This window comes from Vibrio sp. VPAP30 (genome assembly GCF_001188205.1).
Lineage (GTDB): Bacteria > Pseudomonadota > Gammaproteobacteria > Enterobacterales > Vibrionaceae > Vibrio > Vibrio bivalvicida.
This window is the reverse complement of record NZ_LBLS01000009.1, coordinates 14,568-33,332: the sequence shown is the minus strand read 5'-3', so window position 1 is coordinate 33,332 and position 18,765 is coordinate 14,568. Positions and strand designations below refer to the sequence as shown.

General features: G+C 43.4%; 17 protein-coding genes. 10 read left to right on the top strand and 7 right to left on the bottom strand.

All coding sequences use genetic code 11. The features are described 5' to 3' along the window. Positions 1-817: hypothetical protein (locus tag ZX61_RS01510; RefSeq protein ID WP_150114946.1), on the bottom strand; the 817-nt coding region annotated here is incomplete at its 3' end. Between the two features lie 698 nt (positions 818-1,515). Here ZX61_RS01510 and ZX61_RS01505 point away from each other — a divergent pair. Further along, positions 1,516-2,244 carry a 4'-phosphopantetheinyl transferase family protein gene (locus ZX61_RS01505; protein ID WP_082173344.1) on the top strand — a complete coding sequence of 243 codons (729 nt, stop codon included), beginning with the start codon at positions 1,516-1,518 and terminating at the stop codon, positions 2,242-2,244. A 936-nt stretch (positions 2,245-3,180) separates the two neighbouring features. On the opposite strand, the gene rplY is transcribed toward ZX61_RS01505, so the two are convergent. After that, on the bottom strand, positions 3,181-3,459 hold the full coding sequence (gene rplY / locus ZX61_RS01500; protein ID WP_049842964.1) for a 50S ribosomal protein L25: 279 nt from the start codon (positions 3,457-3,459) through the stop codon (positions 3,181-3,183). 345 nt (positions 3,460-3,804) lie between these two features. On the opposite strand from rplY, the gene ZX61_RS01495 reads away from it, so the two are divergent. The 8 genes from ZX61_RS01495 to ZX61_RS01460 all read left to right on the top strand — a co-directional run bounded on the left by ZX61_RS01495 (position 3,805) and on the right by ZX61_RS01460 (position 12,730). Beyond that, entirely contained in the window at positions 3,805-4,536 is a 732-nt protein-coding gene (locus ZX61_RS01495; protein WP_049842963.1) for a glycosyltransferase family 2 protein, read from the top strand. Between the two features lie 14 nt (positions 4,537-4,550). Then, complete coding sequence (locus ZX61_RS01490; protein WP_049842962.1) at positions 4,551-5,843, top strand: LssY C-terminal domain-containing protein; 1,293 nt, start codon at positions 4,551-4,553, stop codon at positions 5,841-5,843. A gap of 207 nt (positions 5,844-6,050) precedes the next feature. After that, positions 6,051-6,701: a winged helix-turn-helix domain-containing protein gene (locus ZX61_RS01485; protein WP_049842961.1), complete on the top strand. Its 651-nt coding sequence runs from the start codon at positions 6,051-6,053 to the stop codon at positions 6,699-6,701. Continuing rightward, positions 6,694-7,143 carry a hypothetical protein gene (locus ZX61_RS01480; protein WP_049842960.1) on the top strand — a complete coding sequence of 150 codons (450 nt, stop codon included), beginning with the start codon at positions 6,694-6,696 and terminating at the stop codon, positions 7,141-7,143. The genes ZX61_RS01485 and ZX61_RS01480 overlap by 8 nt, the downstream gene beginning before the upstream one ends. 198 nt (positions 7,144-7,341) lie before the next feature. Next, positions 7,342-8,532, top strand: coding sequence for an efflux RND transporter periplasmic adaptor subunit (locus ZX61_RS01475; RefSeq protein ID WP_049842959.1), 1,191 nt, complete (start codon positions 7,342-7,344; stop codon positions 8,530-8,532). Then, positions 8,519-11,587: an efflux RND transporter permease subunit gene (locus ZX61_RS01470; RefSeq protein WP_049842958.1), complete on the top strand. Its 3,069-nt coding sequence runs from the start codon at positions 8,519-8,521 to the stop codon at positions 11,585-11,587. Before ZX61_RS01475 ends, ZX61_RS01470 begins: the two co-directional genes overlap by 14 nt. Then, on the top strand, positions 11,587-12,285 hold the full coding sequence (locus tag ZX61_RS01465; protein ID WP_235431280.1) for a winged helix-turn-helix domain-containing protein: 699 nt from the start codon (positions 11,587-11,589) through the stop codon (positions 12,283-12,285). Before ZX61_RS01470 ends, ZX61_RS01465 begins: the two co-directional genes overlap by 1 nt. Then, positions 12,278-12,730: a hypothetical protein gene (locus ZX61_RS01460; protein ID WP_049842957.1), complete on the top strand. Its 453-nt coding sequence runs from the start codon at positions 12,278-12,280 to the stop codon at positions 12,728-12,730. The genes ZX61_RS01465 and ZX61_RS01460 overlap by 8 nt, the downstream gene beginning before the upstream one ends. A gap of 62 nt (positions 12,731-12,792) precedes the next feature. Here ZX61_RS01460 and ZX61_RS01455 read toward each other — a convergent pair whose 3' ends face one another. The 5 genes from ZX61_RS01455 to ZX61_RS01435 form a co-directional block, all read right to left on the bottom strand. Further along, positions 12,793-13,503 carry a DUF481 domain-containing protein gene (locus tag ZX61_RS01455; RefSeq protein WP_235431279.1) on the bottom strand — a complete coding sequence of 237 codons (711 nt, stop codon included), beginning with the start codon at positions 13,501-13,503 and terminating at the stop codon, positions 12,793-12,795. A 215-nt stretch (positions 13,504-13,718) separates the two neighbouring features. Continuing rightward, on the bottom strand, positions 13,719-15,059 hold the full coding sequence (locus ZX61_RS01450; RefSeq protein ID WP_049842955.1) for an ATP-binding protein: 1,341 nt from the start codon (positions 15,057-15,059) through the stop codon (positions 13,719-13,721). Beyond that, positions 15,049-15,708: a response regulator transcription factor gene (locus ZX61_RS01445; protein WP_049842954.1), complete on the bottom strand. Its 660-nt coding sequence runs from the start codon at positions 15,706-15,708 to the stop codon at positions 15,049-15,051. Before ZX61_RS01445 ends, ZX61_RS01450 begins: the two co-directional genes overlap by 11 nt. Before the next feature lie 13 nt (positions 15,709-15,721). Further along, positions 15,722-16,120: a PepSY domain-containing protein gene (locus ZX61_RS01440; protein ID WP_049842953.1), complete on the bottom strand. Its 399-nt coding sequence runs from the start codon at positions 16,118-16,120 to the stop codon at positions 15,722-15,724. Positions 16,121-16,189: 69 nt separating this feature from the next. Then, on the bottom strand, positions 16,190-17,929 hold the full coding sequence (locus ZX61_RS01435) for a DEAD/DEAH box helicase (RefSeq protein WP_049842952.1): 1,740 nt from the start codon (positions 17,927-17,929) through the stop codon (positions 16,190-16,192). Positions 17,930-18,002: 73 nt separating this feature from the next. On the opposite strand from ZX61_RS01435, the gene rsuA reads away from it, so the two are divergent. Beyond that, complete coding sequence (gene rsuA / locus ZX61_RS01430) at positions 18,003-18,704, top strand: 16S rRNA pseudouridine(516) synthase RsuA (protein ID WP_049842951.1); 702 nt, start codon at positions 18,003-18,005, stop codon at positions 18,702-18,704. The last annotated feature ends 61 nt before the right edge of the window (positions 18,705-18,765 follow it).

Below are 18,765 nucleotides of genomic sequence, written 5' to 3'. Positions count from 1 at the left end.
CGGTGGCATCGGGGGTTCGCTCAACCTGCTGTTCAAAACATCGGTGCAAAGTGAGGTGCTGCGGAAACTCACACTGGGTCTGGTTCCACTCAACCAACAAGGTGTGCTCATCTTTTGGTGACATACAGGGTAACTCGGCAAGTGACTGCTGAGGGTTGGCAACAAATCCTTTAAGAACCTCTAAGTAGCAAGTTGCGAAACGCTCAAGTGTTTCTCGTTCAATCAATATGGAATTACAACGCATCTCAACGATTATTTTCTGATGTTGTAGTTGCACAGAAAGAGTGATATCAAGCGACGTTAGTGTTTTTTGCTCTGGAAGAGAGGCATCAACCCCTACGAACAATGCTTGATAAATCGGGTGTCTATAACTGTCACCTACTTCAAGTTCTTTAGACAAACTAAAAATATCTGCGCATTCAGGTAATAATCTTCGAACTTGATTTATACGTTTAAGTAAGGTCGAAACTATCAGATCTGATTCAATAATCTGCCTTATTGGTATCGAGGTAGCCCTATCTCTTTGTTCTCCAATCACGAGATCTTTTTCGCCCGTTTGAGTCGCTAGAAAAACAAAGAAAGCGGTCAGAAAAATTTCGTCATAAGATGTATTCAGCGACTCACATAGTAATGTCAATTTACTAGCTAAAGAGGGTGCTACCGATATTGATTGACATAACATGTTCTCTCTAGACTTTACATCGCCTAACATTTCAGTAAATAGGTTGAGATTTTGATGCCCTGTCAGATGGTCTCTAAGTATGTTTAAATTTCTGCCGCTACTGTCTTCACATGACGGAAAATAATGATTTTTCATGCCAAATCCTTGGAAGTAATTCATTGTGATCAAATGCTTAAAGTTAGATTAATCCTGGATCTCAGAGTTAACTTAAAACTTCTTAATTAGTGATTGTTAAATTTTGCTTAACGTGTGATTCAATATGAAGATTTAGAATCTTAGCTTCATGCCTCATACTAAATATACAGAATTGCATTTCATTTATGAGTGAGAACTAAAGCAACTCAAGTTGTTGGAGACGAATCAGCCTTTCTTTATTCGCAAATAAATAGACACACTTTTTTTTGGGGAAGGTGAGGCGAGGCAATGAGGTGACAAGATCTATTGATCATTAATGGCATGGTTACATCCTAGCTACTATGCTTGTGCGTTATCTAAATTTACCGTTTTGATAACTGACAATATTGATTGACGTTATTTGTTATTTGTTATTTGTTATTTGTATGCTTTCTAGTGATCCAAAGCTAGTTTCAAGTGCATAGCATACAAGTGCACGTGCAACATAATTTATTGACATAATGAGAAATGCAACGCATTGCATTGTAAATTTTATGAAACTCTTACAAAATAGAGTGGTTTTATCAATTATTATGTTGGTAAGTTTGATAATGATCACACTTAAAATGTGCAATTAACCTTTCCACCCAGAAAAAAAATTCACCTTGACTTAAAAAGGTATTACGCTATTTTTTTATTTCTATTTATAAGATTGGCTTATGTATCATAATCTCTTGGTTAGCTCACTGGACTTACCAGCAGTAGACCGTTTCCTTTCACGCATTGAGCTCTATGCTACGATGAAAGGCAGGGCTTTCTTGTGTCAATGTGAATTTCATGTCATGAATAGTGGGGTTGCAGAAGAGCTGAACATTGCTATTCCTGAATCCATAAGGAAGAGCGTACAAAATAGACAGGCGGAGTTTATAGCTGGACGATACATGGCAAAATTGTGCCTCGAAGCATTATCGGTCGTTGATTTTGAGATTGGCATCGGCCCTCACCGTGAACCTTTGTGGCCTGACAAACTTGCTGGTGCTATTTCTCATACTAGTAATAGGGGGATCGCGCTTGTTGCAGAAAGAACATCCTACCAATTCGTCGGAATAGATACTGAAGATTGGCTCGATGCAGAGACAGTCGAGCAGATTTGGTTAGATATCCATAATGAAGGCGAGTTAACTCTTTTTAGAGAACAAGGGGTGAGCTTCAACATAGCAACATCGATTATATTTTCAGCCAAAGAAAGCTTATTTAAAGCAGTTTTCCCATACGTTGGTTGTTATTTTGGGTTTGAAAAAGCACGAGTGATTAGTTTTAATCAAAGTGAACAGTCAGTGGTGTTGGTACTTGATAGTTCAATTTCCCAGCACGGTTTAGCGCAGCGGATTTTTAAGAGTCGATATTTTATGAATGAATCAGGTGTTACGACCGTAATTTTAAGTTAGGATTTAAAAATCCATCGAACTGATTTTGGCTACTGTATTGTTTAGCTTACTTCATCAATACTCAATACTGCCCACCAAGTTAAGAAGTTTCTCACACTTGGAGTTGTCCATGAATTGTTTATTTTCAATTTTCGAAACTAATTATTGACCACTTTTGTACTGGCATGATTTGCGTAGACACAGCAATTCCCCATTGTGATTCGCGTTGATTGCTGCGGTATAGTCGCTGCCGTAATTGCCATTACGTATCTAATCGATAAGTTCATTGCCTTAGACAAAGTGATTCAGTGGATAGCTGAGGGAATAGGTTGGTTGTACCGGGTGCTCTCGATATCAATGCATTACGTAAAATGCTAAAAGAGATCGCAACCAAAGTTTGACTTCCACTGAAAGCCTTTTTAACTTTTTACACAGCCTTTTTTTGCCTGCTGGTTTGCTGGCTTATTTGTTTTCGCATGAGTGATATTAATCCATGCCACCCACACCAAAGCAAAAGCTCTAAGTCACTTCTGTCCAGAAGTGAGCTATATGGGGGTGAGTGTAATGTGAGTGTAAGTGTGGGGGTGAGTGTAAGTGTACGATCAAGTCATGCCATGTAATCAAACCATTAGGGCTTGTATGGTTAAGTACATTTGATTAGTTTGGATGGACGTTAGGTAGGTGCGCATCAACGCTTATTTTTTGAGTCTCTTTCATTCACAGATGACAAGCAAACCTAGAGGGGTGTCAACTACTGTATAACGACACCCATTAAAAACATGGTTATTCTAAGGTTATGATTTAAAACATAAATAACGTTCTTAAGGGCTCAAAAACGGTGAAACCCCGATGTTGGTAGCATCGGGGTTTCGAATTTTTAGACTTCTCGGATGGTAAGGCCGATTATCTTATATGCAAAAGGCTGGATTTAATCCGAATTAATTCCTTGGTAGGGAATTAGATGCGGATGAAGTCCATGTGCTCAACTTTTGGCTTGTAAGCGTGACGTTGAACGTCTTGTGGCTTAACTTTAACTTCAGCGCCGTCGATCACTAGAACTAGACCTTCGTAGAACTCAGGCTTGTCCATTTGGTTCATAACTTCATCGTGGTTAAGAACGATAGATACTGCTGCTTCTTCACCGCCGTATACAACTGCAGGGAATTTACCAGCGTGACGTAGGCGGCGGCTCGCACCTTTACCTAGTTCAGTACGTACTACTGCTTCAAATTTCATAGTATTACTCTCAAAAATATAAGATTTTCATAATCACACTAACAATGCGACCTTGTTAGCGTTCTAAACGCTGAAGAGAAATTGGTAGTAACTCTTCAAGCGAGCGCGGATACTATCACTCTATCGGTTTTCTAGCAACTCAAAATCATCTGAATCAACGATTTTAAGAGCAACTAGAATCAATCGGTTAAGATTGATTCAACCCATTCAAAATAGAAGCCGAAAATACGCTCAAATCGTAATGAACCGAATCTGAATAGAAACCTCACCGCTGGTTAAGTCTCGCTCCGTTATTCTGCATCTCAAGTTAACAAAAAACGCTACTTATTGAGAGAGGAACAGACTATGAAACCAGTCAGTATTGTCGTGATTACACTAAATGAAGAGAAGCGCATCGGTCGATTGATGGAGGATCTAAGCAAGCAGACTCATAAAGAGTTTGAGGTGATTCTCGTTGATTCAAACAGTGAAGATGCAACACGTGAAGTCGCAGCGGCTTACGAAGCATCATTACCAGAACTCACCATTCATAAAATGGAAAAAAGAGGCGTCAGCTTAGGCCGTAACACCGGAGCGCAGCTTGCTAAACATGAGCGCTTGTTGTTCTTAGATGCTGATGTTCAATTGTCGCCAAACTTTCTTGCTAATGCGCTTAGCCAGCTGGAAGAAAAACAGCTAGAAGTGGCGGGTGTTTACATGGGGGCGAAAGACTTACCTCTAGCACACAAGCTTGGCTATGGGTTGTTTAACTTAGGCTTATTTATCACACAGTTTGTTTTTCCTACCGCAGTTGGGGCGTGTATTTTCTCGACAAAGCGCGTGCATGAACAGCTAAATGGTTTTGATGAGCAAATCGTACTATGTGAAGATTGTGATTACGTAAAACGTGCCAGCAAAACATGGCGATTCCGCTTCTTGCCGCTGACCTTTGGTTTTGATCCAAGACGACTCGATGAAGAAGGCGTGTTCAAAATGGGAGCGACTTACCTTAAAGCGAATGCTCGACGTCTTTTCTTTGGAGAAATGCGCAATAATGAGATGGAATACAAATTCGGCCATTATAAAGAGCAGCAATAAACGAGTAATTGAGTATGTTTGAAGGATTCAGCTTATTCGTCGGAGCTTTACTAGATGCGTTAATTGGCCCCAACTTGTTTGTCCCGGGCGAGCCGTTCTTGCTCGCCGCGGGATACCAACTGCAACAAGGGATTGTAACTGGCGTTATCGCGGTATTGTTGGGAGGCTTTATCGGTGATCAAGTCAGCTACTTTATCGGCAGAAAGATGGGAATCCCCGCTCAGAAAAAACTAATTCGCTGGCAGCCCAAAACACGTCGCCCTATTGCTAGGTGTCGCCATCTGATGGCCAAAAAGGGTAACTATGTACTGGCGTTCGCTAGACTGCTTGGACCCGTTGCCTGGGTTGTCCCTTTTGTTGCGGGCTCTCAAAAAATTACTTGGGTTCGATTTAGTTTATACTCGACCATTGGGCTACTTCTCGGTGTCGGTCAATTTGTCGCTTGGGGTTATCTATTTGGATACGGAATAGATAAATTCCCTTTACTCAACGAGATCAAAATATTTATTGTTGAGCATAAGGCCACTTTAGTTGCTTTCGGGGTAAGTATTGGCTTCTACCTTATCGGCAGGAAACTCGGTTGGCGTTTGATGTTTACCAAATTCACCGCTTTTTTGGTTGCAGCCATTCTTTATGCTAATTACGCCCATTTCTTTTTTTATTCGGATGACTTTGCATCGAAAGTAAATGTGGCTGAACAAACAACAAGTAAACCACGGCTGACAATTGACGATCTTTTTTTAAAAGCCTATCCAGGTAAGTCAGCGGTGTTTGATGCCCAAGCTATCAATGTCGCGTATGTTGGCGACAATCCTCGTAATCTTATGGCAGAGCTAGGTTGGATTGAAAATAAAACCTTCTCGAGAAATGATTTAGAGTTAACAGACTATGTTCATCTACTGAAATCTAACACGCCACCAGTTTCAGATTTGTTTTGGAATGGGGTGCCACAAGAAATGGCATTTCAGTTGCCGGGTAATCTTTTAAAGCGCAGTCACATTCGTTGGTGGCAAGCAGGCCTTGATTCAAGTACAAATGAAAATCTGTGGGTAGGGGCGCTTAGTTATGATGATGGTTTGCAACTCACGCCATATTCAGGGATTGTCACCATACTTCATAGTATTGACCCGAATGTAGATCTTGAAAGAGATAAGCTTGCGGAACAAGTGTTGAGCACGACGACGAATATATCGATAGATCTTGCGGCATATCATCCGCCAACGACTCTAGATAACGAGCATGACTACTATACCGATGGTCGAGTGTTGGTAATTAAGAGCGAAACTACCTCTCGATCAGAAATATAAAACTTGCCTACAAGTAAAATGCTGCCAAGAGATGAGTAAGAGTTTGCTTTAGAGGTCAACGTTTTCTCTCGAGTATGACGAGCCTATTCAGACACAAACTAGGTATTTAAATTGAGCAACTCAGAGCCCAGCATTACGCTGGGCTCTTCCATTTTATGATTTTTAAGATATGGTTAAGGGAATAATATAAAAATCAGATTATTATCTATGTTGCTGATAAACAATAAATACATTCTCAACGCTTTAACGGGGACGCTAGAAGAGCGAGACAGTGGTATCAAAGTCGCGCTGGGCAGTAACGAAGTCGCTTTGCTGCAGTTTATGATTGAACACCCCAACAAGCCGCTATCAAAAGCTCAGCTTCTTGATGAGGTTTGGTACAAAAAAGGGGTTGTGGTTGAAGAAAGCAGTCTATTACACACAGTATCGACATGCCGTAAAGCACTCGAAGACCGCAGCGGAGAGATTATTACCACCGTTCGGGGTGTTGGCTACCAGTTTAATGGCCATGTTGAAAGCTACCAACCGAAAGAGATAGAGTCTCCAATCATTAAGCGCGAGTCGAGCGCTGATGAGCCAAAACAGCTCAAACGTAACAATACCGTCTACTTAATCGCATTTACACTGAGTGCTGCCATTGGATTTATGGCCTATACGTTGTTTAGTTCGCCTTGGGTAGAGGCTGATTATCAGGAAAGTAGATATGTGGGTTGTGTTATTCCTCAACCGGGGAAAGATGAGCCAATGGTTATGAATAATGTCCGAGCCTTTACTTCTGAAAATCAAACCATATTGGTTGATCAAGATGGTCGCTCGATCAGCTTTATTCCATCTGATGTGGAGGTGGATTGTGAATAGAAAAGTTCTAGCTGGCAGTATTGCTTCGGGTTTGATCATTGGTGCCTTAGCAGGGGGCGTCAATTCACCGACTATCACCCAAGCGTTTCAAAGTGAGACCAGTTTGTTGGTTAAATCGGAAGACAATATCCATCTTATTAAGATGAAGTCAGCGATTAGTCTTAAACGTTCAGGTCAATATGAAATGTTTTTTTTGACAGAGGGGGATGTCGGCTTTAACTCGGCGGGAGAATATCATTTTACCCGTTACGGGCTTTCTCTGATGCCAACCACATCCGAGCAAGTCTTACCTTCTTCGCAACAAGTCTCGCTGCTGGAAACGATGTTTTCGCAGCGTGGCATGCATTCATTAGAAGAGCTTAAAGTAATTCCATACTCGCAAGAACGGATGATTCTAGTCGCTCCAAGATACTCATATTTGTTTTCAAAGCGCGCAGAATAAAGTCATTAATCAGTTTTAAATCGCCGCGGCAATTTCAGGTTGTCGCGGCTTTTTTGTATGCAAATCCTTTTAAAACAATGACTTGATTTTTATTAAGCTTCGTTAAGGATTAATCATTATCTGGCTGACAAAACGCTAACTTTGTCAGGAAAATCTTAGGTATAACAAGCGACAACTTCCATCAATCAGAGTCGCACTATGAAAAATACTAAGACTTTATCCCTGTCTATTTTCTGTATTGGAACCATTGTTATTGGTTCAACTGCTTTTGCAGAAACTATGGAAAGTGTCCCTGTTACTGTCGAGATCGCGAGACAACAGGTAACGACTTCTACTATCGAAGAAGTTGGTAAACTAAAAGCGACAGACTCCGCTGCATTAACATTTAGTGCAGGCGAAAAACTCAAGCAACTGAATTTCAATGACGGCGATGTTGTTAAAAAAGGCGAGCTCATTGCTCAACTTGATGACTCGCAAGCGAAAGCTGAGTTAGACAAAGCAGAAAGCTCTTTGGCACTTGCGGAGTCAAAACTGGCGCGTGTAATAGCGCTATTAAAGAAACAACCTGATTCTATGTCTGCTCAAGATGTTGAAGAGTTAAAGCAGCAAGCGAGTTTGGCCAAAGCTGATTTCAGACAAAAGAAAACAGAACTACAAAACTACCAGCTTGTTGCCCCTTTTGATGGTCAGTTGACTAACTTTACGCACTCTGTGGGTAGCCGAGTGGAGGCTGCAACTGCTTTAGTTAGCCTCATCAAACTCGATCCGGTTGAAGTGCATTACTCAATTTCTCAAGCAGAGGTAGGCACAGCGCAACTTGGTCAACAAGTTGCGGTAAAAGTGGATGCTTATGGTGAAACTGAGTTTACCGGCACAGTTGATTACATTGCTCCATTGGTTGACGAAAACTCAGGCCGAGTCGAGGTACATGCACACTTAGACAACAGTGATAACAAACTGGTACCTGGAATGTTCGCCAAGGTATCGCAAAATCTTGGTGATTCGTCAGATGATGTGGTGGTTTCTCAAACTGCAGTCGACACGTCAGGTGATCAGCGATTTGTTTGGGTAGTTGAAAACAATAGGGCAACCAAGAGTTCGGTAGAGCTTGGGCAGAATACCAATGATGGTTACGTTGTGATTGTTTCTGGACTAAACATCGGAGAGCGTGTCGTGGTTACTGGTCGTCAAAACTTACATCAAGACGTCAAAGTGGCTATTCAACGAACCAAGTCTCCCGTTACCTTGCCCGCTAGAACCTTACCAGCTCAGCCTCAGCAAAAAGAACAGCAAGCAAAACCAGTCGCTGAAGCTCCTAACAAAGAAGCAACTCAAATCGTCGAGCCTAAAACGGACGAGTCGCCGGAGGTAACGAATGAAGCTGCCTGAAATATGCATCAAGCACCCTGTCCTCGCTTCGGTGCTGAGTATCGCGATTGTGTTACTTGGAATCGTTTCTTATCAGAAACTGGCTATTCAGTATTTTCCTGAGCGCCAAACAGCCTCTGCAACGGTGAACGCTTCAATCACTGGTGCGAGCGCTGAGTTTATGTCGCAAAACGTAGCGGAAGAACTCATTACCGGCGTAACTGGGTTAGACAAAATTAAAACGATGACAACCGACTGTCAGGAGGGGAGTTGTTCATTAAAAATTCAATTTGAAGACGGCATTAGTGAGGTTGAATATGCGAGTTTAATGAACAACCTGCGGAGCAAGGTGGATGGTATCTCTGACTTCCCACCTGCGATGACAGATAAACCAACAGTAACAGATGACTCATCTGATACTTCAATGCCAAGTAACATCATTACGTTTGTCAACAATGGCTCGATGGACAAGCAGGAGATGTTTGATTTCATCAATCAGCAAATCTCGCCACAGTTGAAGAATGTTCTAGGTGTTGGTGGAGTGTGGGGGCCATATGGTGGGTCGAGTCGTGCAATTCGTGTATGGTTACAGCCTGAGCGCATGGCGGCACTGAATGTCAGTGCATCCGATGTGGTTGGAACGCTAAGCACTTACAACGCAACCTTTACCGCAGGTACAATTAAAGGCGAAGTGCGTGACTTTTCGATTAACCCGGTAAATCAAGTTACTACCATAGAAGATGTGCGCGATCTTGTATTGCGCGTCGACAATGGGAAAATCATTCGTGTTAGCGACATTGCTGACATCCAAATGGGTGAAGAAAGCCTTGAGCCAAGTATGCTTAACGTCGATGGCGATATGGCGATGTCTCTGCAGGTGCTACCGCTTAAAACAGAAAACCCAGTGACGGTTGCTAACCGTGTCAAAGCGGCAATGGAAACTATGCAGGTACCGGAAGGTATCGAGATGAAGATGGTCTACAATCAGGCTGACTTTATCGAAGAAGCGATCGATCAAGGTTTTATGACGTTAGTTGAGGCCATAGTGTTGGTTTCTGCAATTGTCGTGTTGTTCCTTGGCTCGCTGCGCGTTGCTGCGATACCTTTGATTACTATTCCAGTATGTGTGATTGGTGTGTTTGCGGTCATGGCAATGCTTGGCTTTAGCATTAATGTATTGACCATTCTCGCTATCATCCTGGCGATCGGGTTGGTTGTGGATGATGCGATCGTCGTTGTTGAAAACTGTTACCGTCATATTGAAGAAGGCTCATCTCCGTTTCAAGCAGCACTAAAGAGCTGTAAAGAGATCGTTTTTCCGGTTATCGCAATGACGTTAACACTCGCGGTCGTTTATCTTCCAATTGGTTTAATGTCTGGCTTAACCGCAGACCTGTTCAGACAATTTGCCTATACGCTTGCTGCATCTGTTATTATCTCAGGATTTGTTGCGCTGACTTTATCTCCGATGATGAGCGCGTACATGCTAAGAACAGTGACAACGTCACCAAAGTGGTTCCAGTGGGTTGAAACCAAGTTAGATGCGATGACTGAAAAGTACATGCTGTATCTTAATGCTTGGTTCAAACGTCCGCGTATGGTGCTGGGTGGTACGGCAGCTCTAATTGTTTTGTCAGGTGTTGCTGTATGGTTTATGCCAAAGGTTCTTCTACCAACGGAAGATACAGGTTTTATTGAGGTCACGTCACATGGCCCAGCGGGCGCAGGCCGTCTCTATGATCTGGAAAATGCTGAGCAGATAAACAACGTGTTCAAAGGCAGTGATGCTATTGAAGCAAACCTTGCTTACATCGAGTCTGCGCCAACTAACCACGTTCTACTTAAATCCTGGGAGGAGCGTGACAAAAGTGCTGATGAGATTATTCAAGAGATGATGGCTAAGGCGGGCGAAACGGTTTCAGCCTATTCGACTTCATTCTCTGTGCGCTCAGCGGATAACCTAGATGTAGCAAGCAATCTAGTTCTTGAATTAACCACGGTAAACCGCGATCTAAAAGCGCTGTCTGATACCGCAGAGAAGGTGGTTGAGCTGCTGGAAAGCTATGAAGGTCTTTCGAATGTTGACAACTCGACACATCGAGATCAGTTACGTTTTGACCTCTCCATTGATCGTAATGCGATTGTGCTGTCTGGGGTTAACTACGGAAATGTTACTAGTGCTATTTCTACATTCCTTGGTTCAGTGAAAGCGGCAGATCTGCAAGCAGAAGATGGCTTTACTTACCCAATTCAAGTACAGGTTAACCGTCAGGCGTTAGGTGATTTCAAGGTTCTAGATAAGCTGTACGTAAGCTCCGAGTCGGGTCAAAGACTGCCACTATCTCAGTTTGTTTCGATTGAGCCAGTGACTGCAGAGTCTAACATCAAGACCTATGGTGGTAAGGATGCGGCAGAAATCACCGCTGATCTAATGCCAGGATTCAGTGCAAGCGATCTTCAGGCGTTCGTCGATGCTGAGTTGCCAAAACTGCTGAAAGTGGGCCAAGACTATGAATATAACGGTGTGGTTAAAGAGCTCAATGAATCTGAAGCTGGGATGCAGCTCCTATTTGGCTTGGCGCTGGTGTTCATCTTCTTGATCCTAGCCGCTCAGTTTGAAAGCTTTGTCGATCCGCTGATTATCTTGATTACAGTACCTCTTTGTTTAGTGGGGGCAGTACTAACTTTGAGTGTGTTTGGTCATAGCTTGAATCTGTATTCAAAGATTGGATTGCTGACCTTGGTAGGCTTAGTCACTAAGCACGGTATTCTGATAGTGGAGTTTGCCAACATTAAGCGTAAAGAAGGCTACAGTGCGATGACGGCAGCTCTGATGAGTTCTAAATCTCGTTTGCGCCCAATTCTAATGACTTCGCTAACGATGATTATTGGTTCATTGCCACTGGCATTAGCGGATGGTCCTGGCTCATTGGGTCGCACCAACATCGGTTTAGTGTTAGTCGGCGGCTTAACGGTTGGTACTTTCTTTTCATTGTTCATTGTACCAATGGCGTATGTTGCGTTTGCCAGAGTGACTGAAAAGTCGAAACGTTTTGAGTTAGCAACAGAGGGGTAATGACGATGCTGTTAATCAACGGAACTCACATACTTGACGATACTGGTGGATATATTCAAAGCCTTAAGAGCCAGATACGTCACCCAATTGGCATCAATGAGATTTCATTGCTGACCTACATGTTTTCTCATAAGGGAAAAGTATTGAGCAAGCATGAGCTTATGGAAGAGGTGTGGCATAAACGTGGTATCGTGGTAGAGAGCAGCAGTTTGCTGCACTCCATATCCAGTTGCCGTCGAGGCTTAGAAGATCGCTCTGGTGAAATAATCCGCACCGAGCGCGGTGTTGGCTACGAGTTTATCGGCACGGTGAAAAAGATATCGTGTATTTCTGAAGTCGCGACGGTAAAGCACGATTCTCCTGAACCTGAACAGAAGAAATCACCGCAGTCTAGTCAGCAGGGAAAGTTTTCTGCACCAAAATTAGGTTCGTCATTCTGTTATAAAACCGCATTTGTTTTTGCTGCTGCGATTGTGATTGGTTTCTTGGGTGCGATGTTAGTTGAAAAGTTACTGACCTCTAGTCAGTACGTGACCAAAAGCTATAGCCAATGCTGGTATGAACCAACAAACAATGGCGAAAGAATCTATTACCAGAATCCAACAGTGTATAAATTTGACGAATTGAGTTTAATGCTTGATGAGCAAGGTCGCTCTGTTAGCTTTAGTAACCAAAGTGGGGCAGTGAATTGTGAATAAAGAAATGATCTTGGGTGCAGCGGTGCTTGGTTTAGGGATTGGAGTTGGTATTGCCTTTAATACGGGTGATCAGCCTAACAGGCACTTTACTAGTAGTACGGTGGCCCACATTCATATTGAAGAGCCATCCACTGTCTTCTCTACGTCTTTACCAATGAGGCTTGAACTGACATTGAATGAAAACAACACCTATGGCGTGTTTGCTATGTTACCTCAAAGCCAAGTTGGTTTTTCAGGTAAAGGGCAATACAGCATGGATTCAGACGGAATCTTGTTCATGCATGATATGCACACCCCACTTGACCTAGAAGGGGCAAAAGGTGGCGTGATTGAGCAACTGTTCGTTAGGCCAGGTTCGTTTGATGGTCTAATGAATCTTATCGATATTGGTGATAAAGGCTCAATATTAGTCGGCAAGAAAGTGGCTCTACATTTGGAATCATAAACATAGACAAGAGAGAGCAGCGCCCCTAGTGGCGCTGTTTTTGTAGAGAGCTTAAGTCTGCGTTAAAAGTCATAGCTTAAGCTCATCGTACTGTAAATTTCATCGGGTGATTGGTCTTCTGCAACGGTTGTGTTGTAGATGTACTCAACATCGAATACTAGAGACAGGTTCGCCATCAAGGTGTTCTTAATGTATGCCTTAGTGTTGTAATGGGTGTTCTCTTCACCGTGTGCCACATCAAGGGTTGCGCCCATAGACAGCCTTTCCGAGAAAACAATCGCGCTATCGAGGGTAGATGACGCAATCACTTCGTAATTCATTTGATCAGGATATTCAGAATCGAACGGTTGCCTCTGCGTAATTCGGTAACCCGGACCAAGAGAGATGGATGTTTTGACTACGTCACTATTTACCAAATATACACCGAGGCCAGTCATTAAAACCCACTGTTTTCGGTAGGTGCCGTACAGGTCATTTTCGAATCTTGCAGCCCCGCGGACAAAAGTTTTTTCCGCAAAATCGTAGGTTGAGCCCGTATTAACGGTATAGCGATTGGCACCATCATCGGCATTGTCGGCATCGGTATAGTAGCTTTCAAACGATGCTTTATGTAGCCAAGACTCTTGCTGGTAGTTCAGATACAAAGCTGAGTTTACAGATAGAGATGAACTGGTGTTCTCGGTGTAGATAAAACCAAGTTTGGTTTGCGCTGTGAAGGGGGACTTTTCAACTTGAGCGTTTTCTGGTTCTTCAGCTAAAGAGGGTGAAGACAAGAGCAACAAGCTTAAAATCGACGATAACCGCGCTAGGGTAAAAGGGGGATTCTTCATTTGCTAATAAAGCTGGCATAGTGTTTTATTCGTCAGACAATTATCAGTGTCGATATACTTAGTCAGTAATGAATCACTCTAAATCATTCTCAACAACCAAAAAGCGACGCTGATTGCGTCGCTTTAGTTGTCTACTGTACCAAGAATAGTCAGATAGGTTAGTTTGAGGTATGAAACGCGAGGACGGCTTTTAGTCCACCCATAGAACTTCTCGACAGGGCAAGTTTGCCACGATAGCTATGTGCCATTTCATTCACGATATTCAGGCCAAGACCTGTTCCAGGTGTAGTTTCGTCTAACCTGACACCACGTTTAAGAGCTTGCTGAATATCTTCATCTTCAATGCCAGGGCCGTCGTCTTCGATAATAATTTCAATTGTGCCGGGCTCATTTTCTATAGAGTGAACACGAATTATATTGCAAGACCACTTATAGGCATTTTCAAGCAGGTTACCCACCATTTCGTCTAGATCGGTTGGGTCTACGGCAACCTCGATGGCTGAGTCGAGCTCATTAATCAAAGAGACGCCTCTCTGCGCGTAAACCTTATCAAACGCCATCGAGATCGCATCAACTCTTTCAGCAGGGTTAGCTCGAACAGAAAGAATGTTCTTAGAGCCTGCCATTCGCGCACGACCCAAATGGTAATCGATTTGGCTTTGTATTTGGTGAACTGGTGGCAATAGGTAGTCTCGTGTCTCTTTGTCGAGCGAGCCAATTTCGTTTCTTAACACTGACAATGGCGTTTTCAGAGCGTGAGAAAGGTTGCCTGCATGATGGCGAGCACGCTCGAGTAATTCTTGGTAGTGAAATACCAGAGCATTGAGATCGGAGACGACTGGAGCCACCTCTTTTGGATAATCTTCATCAAGGCTAGTTTTATCACCTGAGCGAAGCTGAGTCAGTTCTTTTTGCATCTTGTTTAGTGGGCTAAGTGACCACTGAACTTGCAACATGATCACTGCCAGAACGCCAAAGTAGAGTAGAGCGAGAATAATCCATAGTTGGCGCATCAAATCCCGAACGGTGTCTTCAATCGGCTGCTCGTCGATGCCGATCAGAACTTCAATAGGCCCATCATAGTCTGGGTAATACAACGTGGTTTTTATGTAGATGAGCTTCTCACCACGGGCACCAAAGTATTCTTTGCCCTTCTTCTTGGCTTCGATTTGTTGGTCCCATAACGAACGTGAGCGAAGTAAATCTGTATCGGTTTTCGCTGACCAGTATATGCCACTGTATGGACGATTAAAGCGAGGGTCGGAAAGGTTGGATGCCAGAGTGATGTTGCCAGATTCATCGGCTTCTATCGCAGCGGAAATTTCATCCATATAGATCGATAGCTGAGACTTGGCGTCGTCAGCCATATAGTTGAAGACTTGATTTGGGACACTAACGCCAACGGCAACTACCATGGCAGTTAACCAGACCACAGCCGCCAGTACTAAGCGGCTTTTTAAACTCAGTCTTCTAAGCAATGAACGCTTGTTATTCGGCATTAAGCTGGTACCCCAAGCCTCTCACTGTTTTTATGACTTTCGGAGCAATTTTCTTGCGGATTCGACCAATGAACACTTCAATAGTGTTGGAATCACGGTCAAAGTCTTGTTTGTAGATATGCTCCACCAGTTCTGTTCGTGAAATGACCTTTTCAGGGTTATGCATAAAGTAAGCGACAACCTTGTATTCAAGTGCTGTAAGACTAATGGCTTGACCTTGCCACATCACTTTCGAAGTACGGGTATCAAGACTTAAGTTACCGACTTGCATCACTGGCGAGGCATTACCCGAAGCGCGTCTAAGTTGAGCACGGATGCGGGCAATTAATTCGACCATTTCAAATGGTTTGGTCAAATAGTCATCAGCGCCTGCGTTCAAGCCTTCTACACGCTGAGTTAACGTGTCACGAGCGCTTAAAATAACAACAGGTGTGTTAATGTTTTCATCTCGAATGCCTTTAAGTACTGTAAGGCCATCAAGTTTAGGTAAACCAAGGTCGAGCACGATAGCATCCCACTCTTCTGAAGTGGCTCGGTATAGAGCATCGATACCGTCTTGAGATAGTTCAGGAACCCAGTCCACTTGTTCTAACGTTTCGATAATTTGTTCACCAAGACGCGGTTCATCTTCCACTACAAGAATTTTCATAAGCTTTAATCTTCTATTTTTTTAGTGCTTCTTTAATATTTCTGCCTTTGATTTGCAGCATTTCAAGGGTTTCGGCGTTGTATTCAACCTTAATGATATTGTTATTGTGGTTTAATTTGAGTTCATAGATCCAGATATCATCATCTTCTTCGAGTTCGACATGAATGATTCGGCCATTTAGATCACGCTCGACAGCAGCAAACATTTCAGAGAATGGGCGAACATAGCCTTTCTGTACTGCGTCGTAGACTTCATCTTGGTCTTCTTCAAACTCAATTCGCGCGCCGGGCTTGTGCATGTCTTGCACCAGAGCATGCCCATCTTCGTCATGGTGTTTTTCCGCTAAAGCGGGAAATGCAACAAAGACGCACGCCAATAGGGCTGTCAAACTGACTAACGGACGCTTCAACATATTCTTACCTTCTTGAAATTTCTGTGACTGAGTATACCTGTTGAAAGATGAACACCAAGTGAATAGCGTTCAGTTCGATAGTTCGTCAGCAAAAATCTTATCGCGCATTTTCCAAAAACGGCCAGATTTCCTTGCAACCACAAACTGAGGTGGGCGGAATCTGTGTTGATTATTCACCACTTTAGTCGGTGAGGCATCGTCAAATGGCCTATGTTTGTCTGCAAGGTGTGGACGAACAAACTGATCTTTGAAGCGTTGCTTTTGGTTTTTGGTGGTCAATGACCAGAACTCACTCACCTGAGCTTGATTATCTCCAATGTAAGAGACCTTTAAGCTACTTTTTCCTTTGTCATCTTTGTGAACGCTTAAAGCCATTTCTAGGCACTCAAAGACAAGGGCATCTTTAAGGTTTAACGCCTCCTTAAGCTTCTTGTCTGGGTCAACTAAAGTGGCATCGCATTCATGGCAGATTCTAGCGGCGATATCGTTGTCTGCTCCGCATTCGCCGCAATACTTGGCTCTGAATCGGTAGTCGCAGTGTTCACGTTCGCCACTCTCCTCATCTTCAAAGAAGCCCTGACATTTGCGACCAAAGTGTTCAATAAGAAAGCCGTTACTGTCTAACTTGCCCCAGAAGTTGTTGTTAAAGCCGCACGCTGGGCAGGGGATGGTGATGATTTCGCTGTCAGAGTCGGGTTTAGCATCGCCCACTTCTGGTTGATAGAGATCGTAACTATTGCCCGCATAATCCAGAACTAAACATTCCTCTTTTCCCGGAGACAGGCGCAGTCCTCGTCCAACAATTTGCTGGTAAAGGCTAATCGATTCAGTCGGGCGCAAAATAGCAATCAGGTCAACGTGTGGGGCGTCAAAGCCCGTAGTCAGTACTGACACGTTGACGAGGTATTTAATTTTGCGCTCTTTAAAGTCTTGGATGATGGCATCACGTTCGGGTGTTGGCGTATCACCGATGACGATAGCGGTTTGGCCCTCGGGTAGCAGGCCAAAAATTTCTTGCGCATGGCGGACTGTCGCCGCGAAAATCATAATACCTTGCTTATCGGCAGACATATGAATGATTTGCTCGACGATCTGAGGTGTCGCACGTTTCGCCCTATCAATCACCATATCCATTTCAGACTCTTTATAGCGGCCAGTACTGGCGGGTTTGAGTTGAGAAAAGTCATAACTCAATACTGGCGCATCCATCATACGTGCTGGAGTGAGAAACTTTTCATCGAGTAAGTAGCGAATGGGTAGCTCGAATATGCAGTCGCGGAAGAAGCGAGGCTCCTCGCTGCGAACTAATCCTCGTGTATGGTATTGGTAAATCCAACCTATGCCTAAACGGTAGGGAGTGGCAGTCAGCCCGAGAACTTTGATCCCGGCGTTTTGTTCACGAAGATGGTTGATGACTTTTTGATAGCTGGTGTTCTTATCGTCGGGCACGCGGTGACATTCATCGATAACTAAAAGTGAAAACTGGTTTTTAAACTGATCGAGATTACGCACGACGGATTGCACAGAGGCGAAAACGACTTGTTGATCGGTCTCTTTACGACCCAATCCGGCAGAAAAAATTGAGCCTTTCAGTCCGTATCCTTCGTATTTTTGGTGGTTCTGTTCTACCAACTCTTTCACGTGTGCCAACACCAAGACACGTCCTTTAGCCAGACGAGCAAGCTCTGCAATGACCAAGCTCTTGCCCGCTCCTGTAGGTAGTACAAGGACTGCAGGTGTCGAGTGTTTACGAAAGTAGTGAATGACCGCTTTGACGGAATCAGTCTGATAGGGACGAAGTGTATACATAAAATGTGTGAAATAGCTCAACTATTTAGTCTAGTCGCACTATAATACCCCACCTAGCAAAAATGAGGTATTCATGCGTTTAGATAAATATCTATGTGATGCTCTTGGGGCAACACGTAAAGAAGCAACAAAAATCATTAAAAGTGGTGATGTCACCGTCAATGACGTGGTGCAGAAAAGTGGTGCAACTAAGGTTACTGAAGAGTGCACGGTAGAATGGCAAGGTCGAGAGATTCAAAAGCCGGGCCCTCGCTACATCATGCTTTTTAAGCCAGATGGTTTTGTTTGTTCGCATGAAGATGGGTTTAATCAAACGGCTTTCATGTTGCTAGATGAAGTGAAAATGGAAGATTTACATTTTGCGGGTCGTCTTGATGTTGATACTACAGGTCTGGTCTTGATAACTGATGATGGTCAATGGTCTCACCGAATCACATCTCCAAAACACAAATGTGAGAAAACATACCGTGTTTGGCTTGTTGATCCTCTACAAGCAGAGTATGCGGAGAAGTTTGCAGAAGGCATTCAACTGCGCAACGAGAAAGATATAACACTGCCAGCTAAGCTTGAAGTCGTCGATGAAGAAGAGAAAGAAGTGTTACTGACCATCACCGAAGGTAAATACCATCAGGTGAAGCGGATGTTTGCAGCGCTTGGCAACAAAGTTGAACACCTGCACCGAGAGCGTATTGGTAATATTGAGCTTTGTGACACTTTAGAGCCGGGTGAATACCGTTATTTAACCGAAGAAGAAATTAACTCTGTTTGGAAATAATCCTTTATTAAGGAAATACTTTATTTCCATTTGGGAACTAGTCTTTTAGGGACAATTCGCT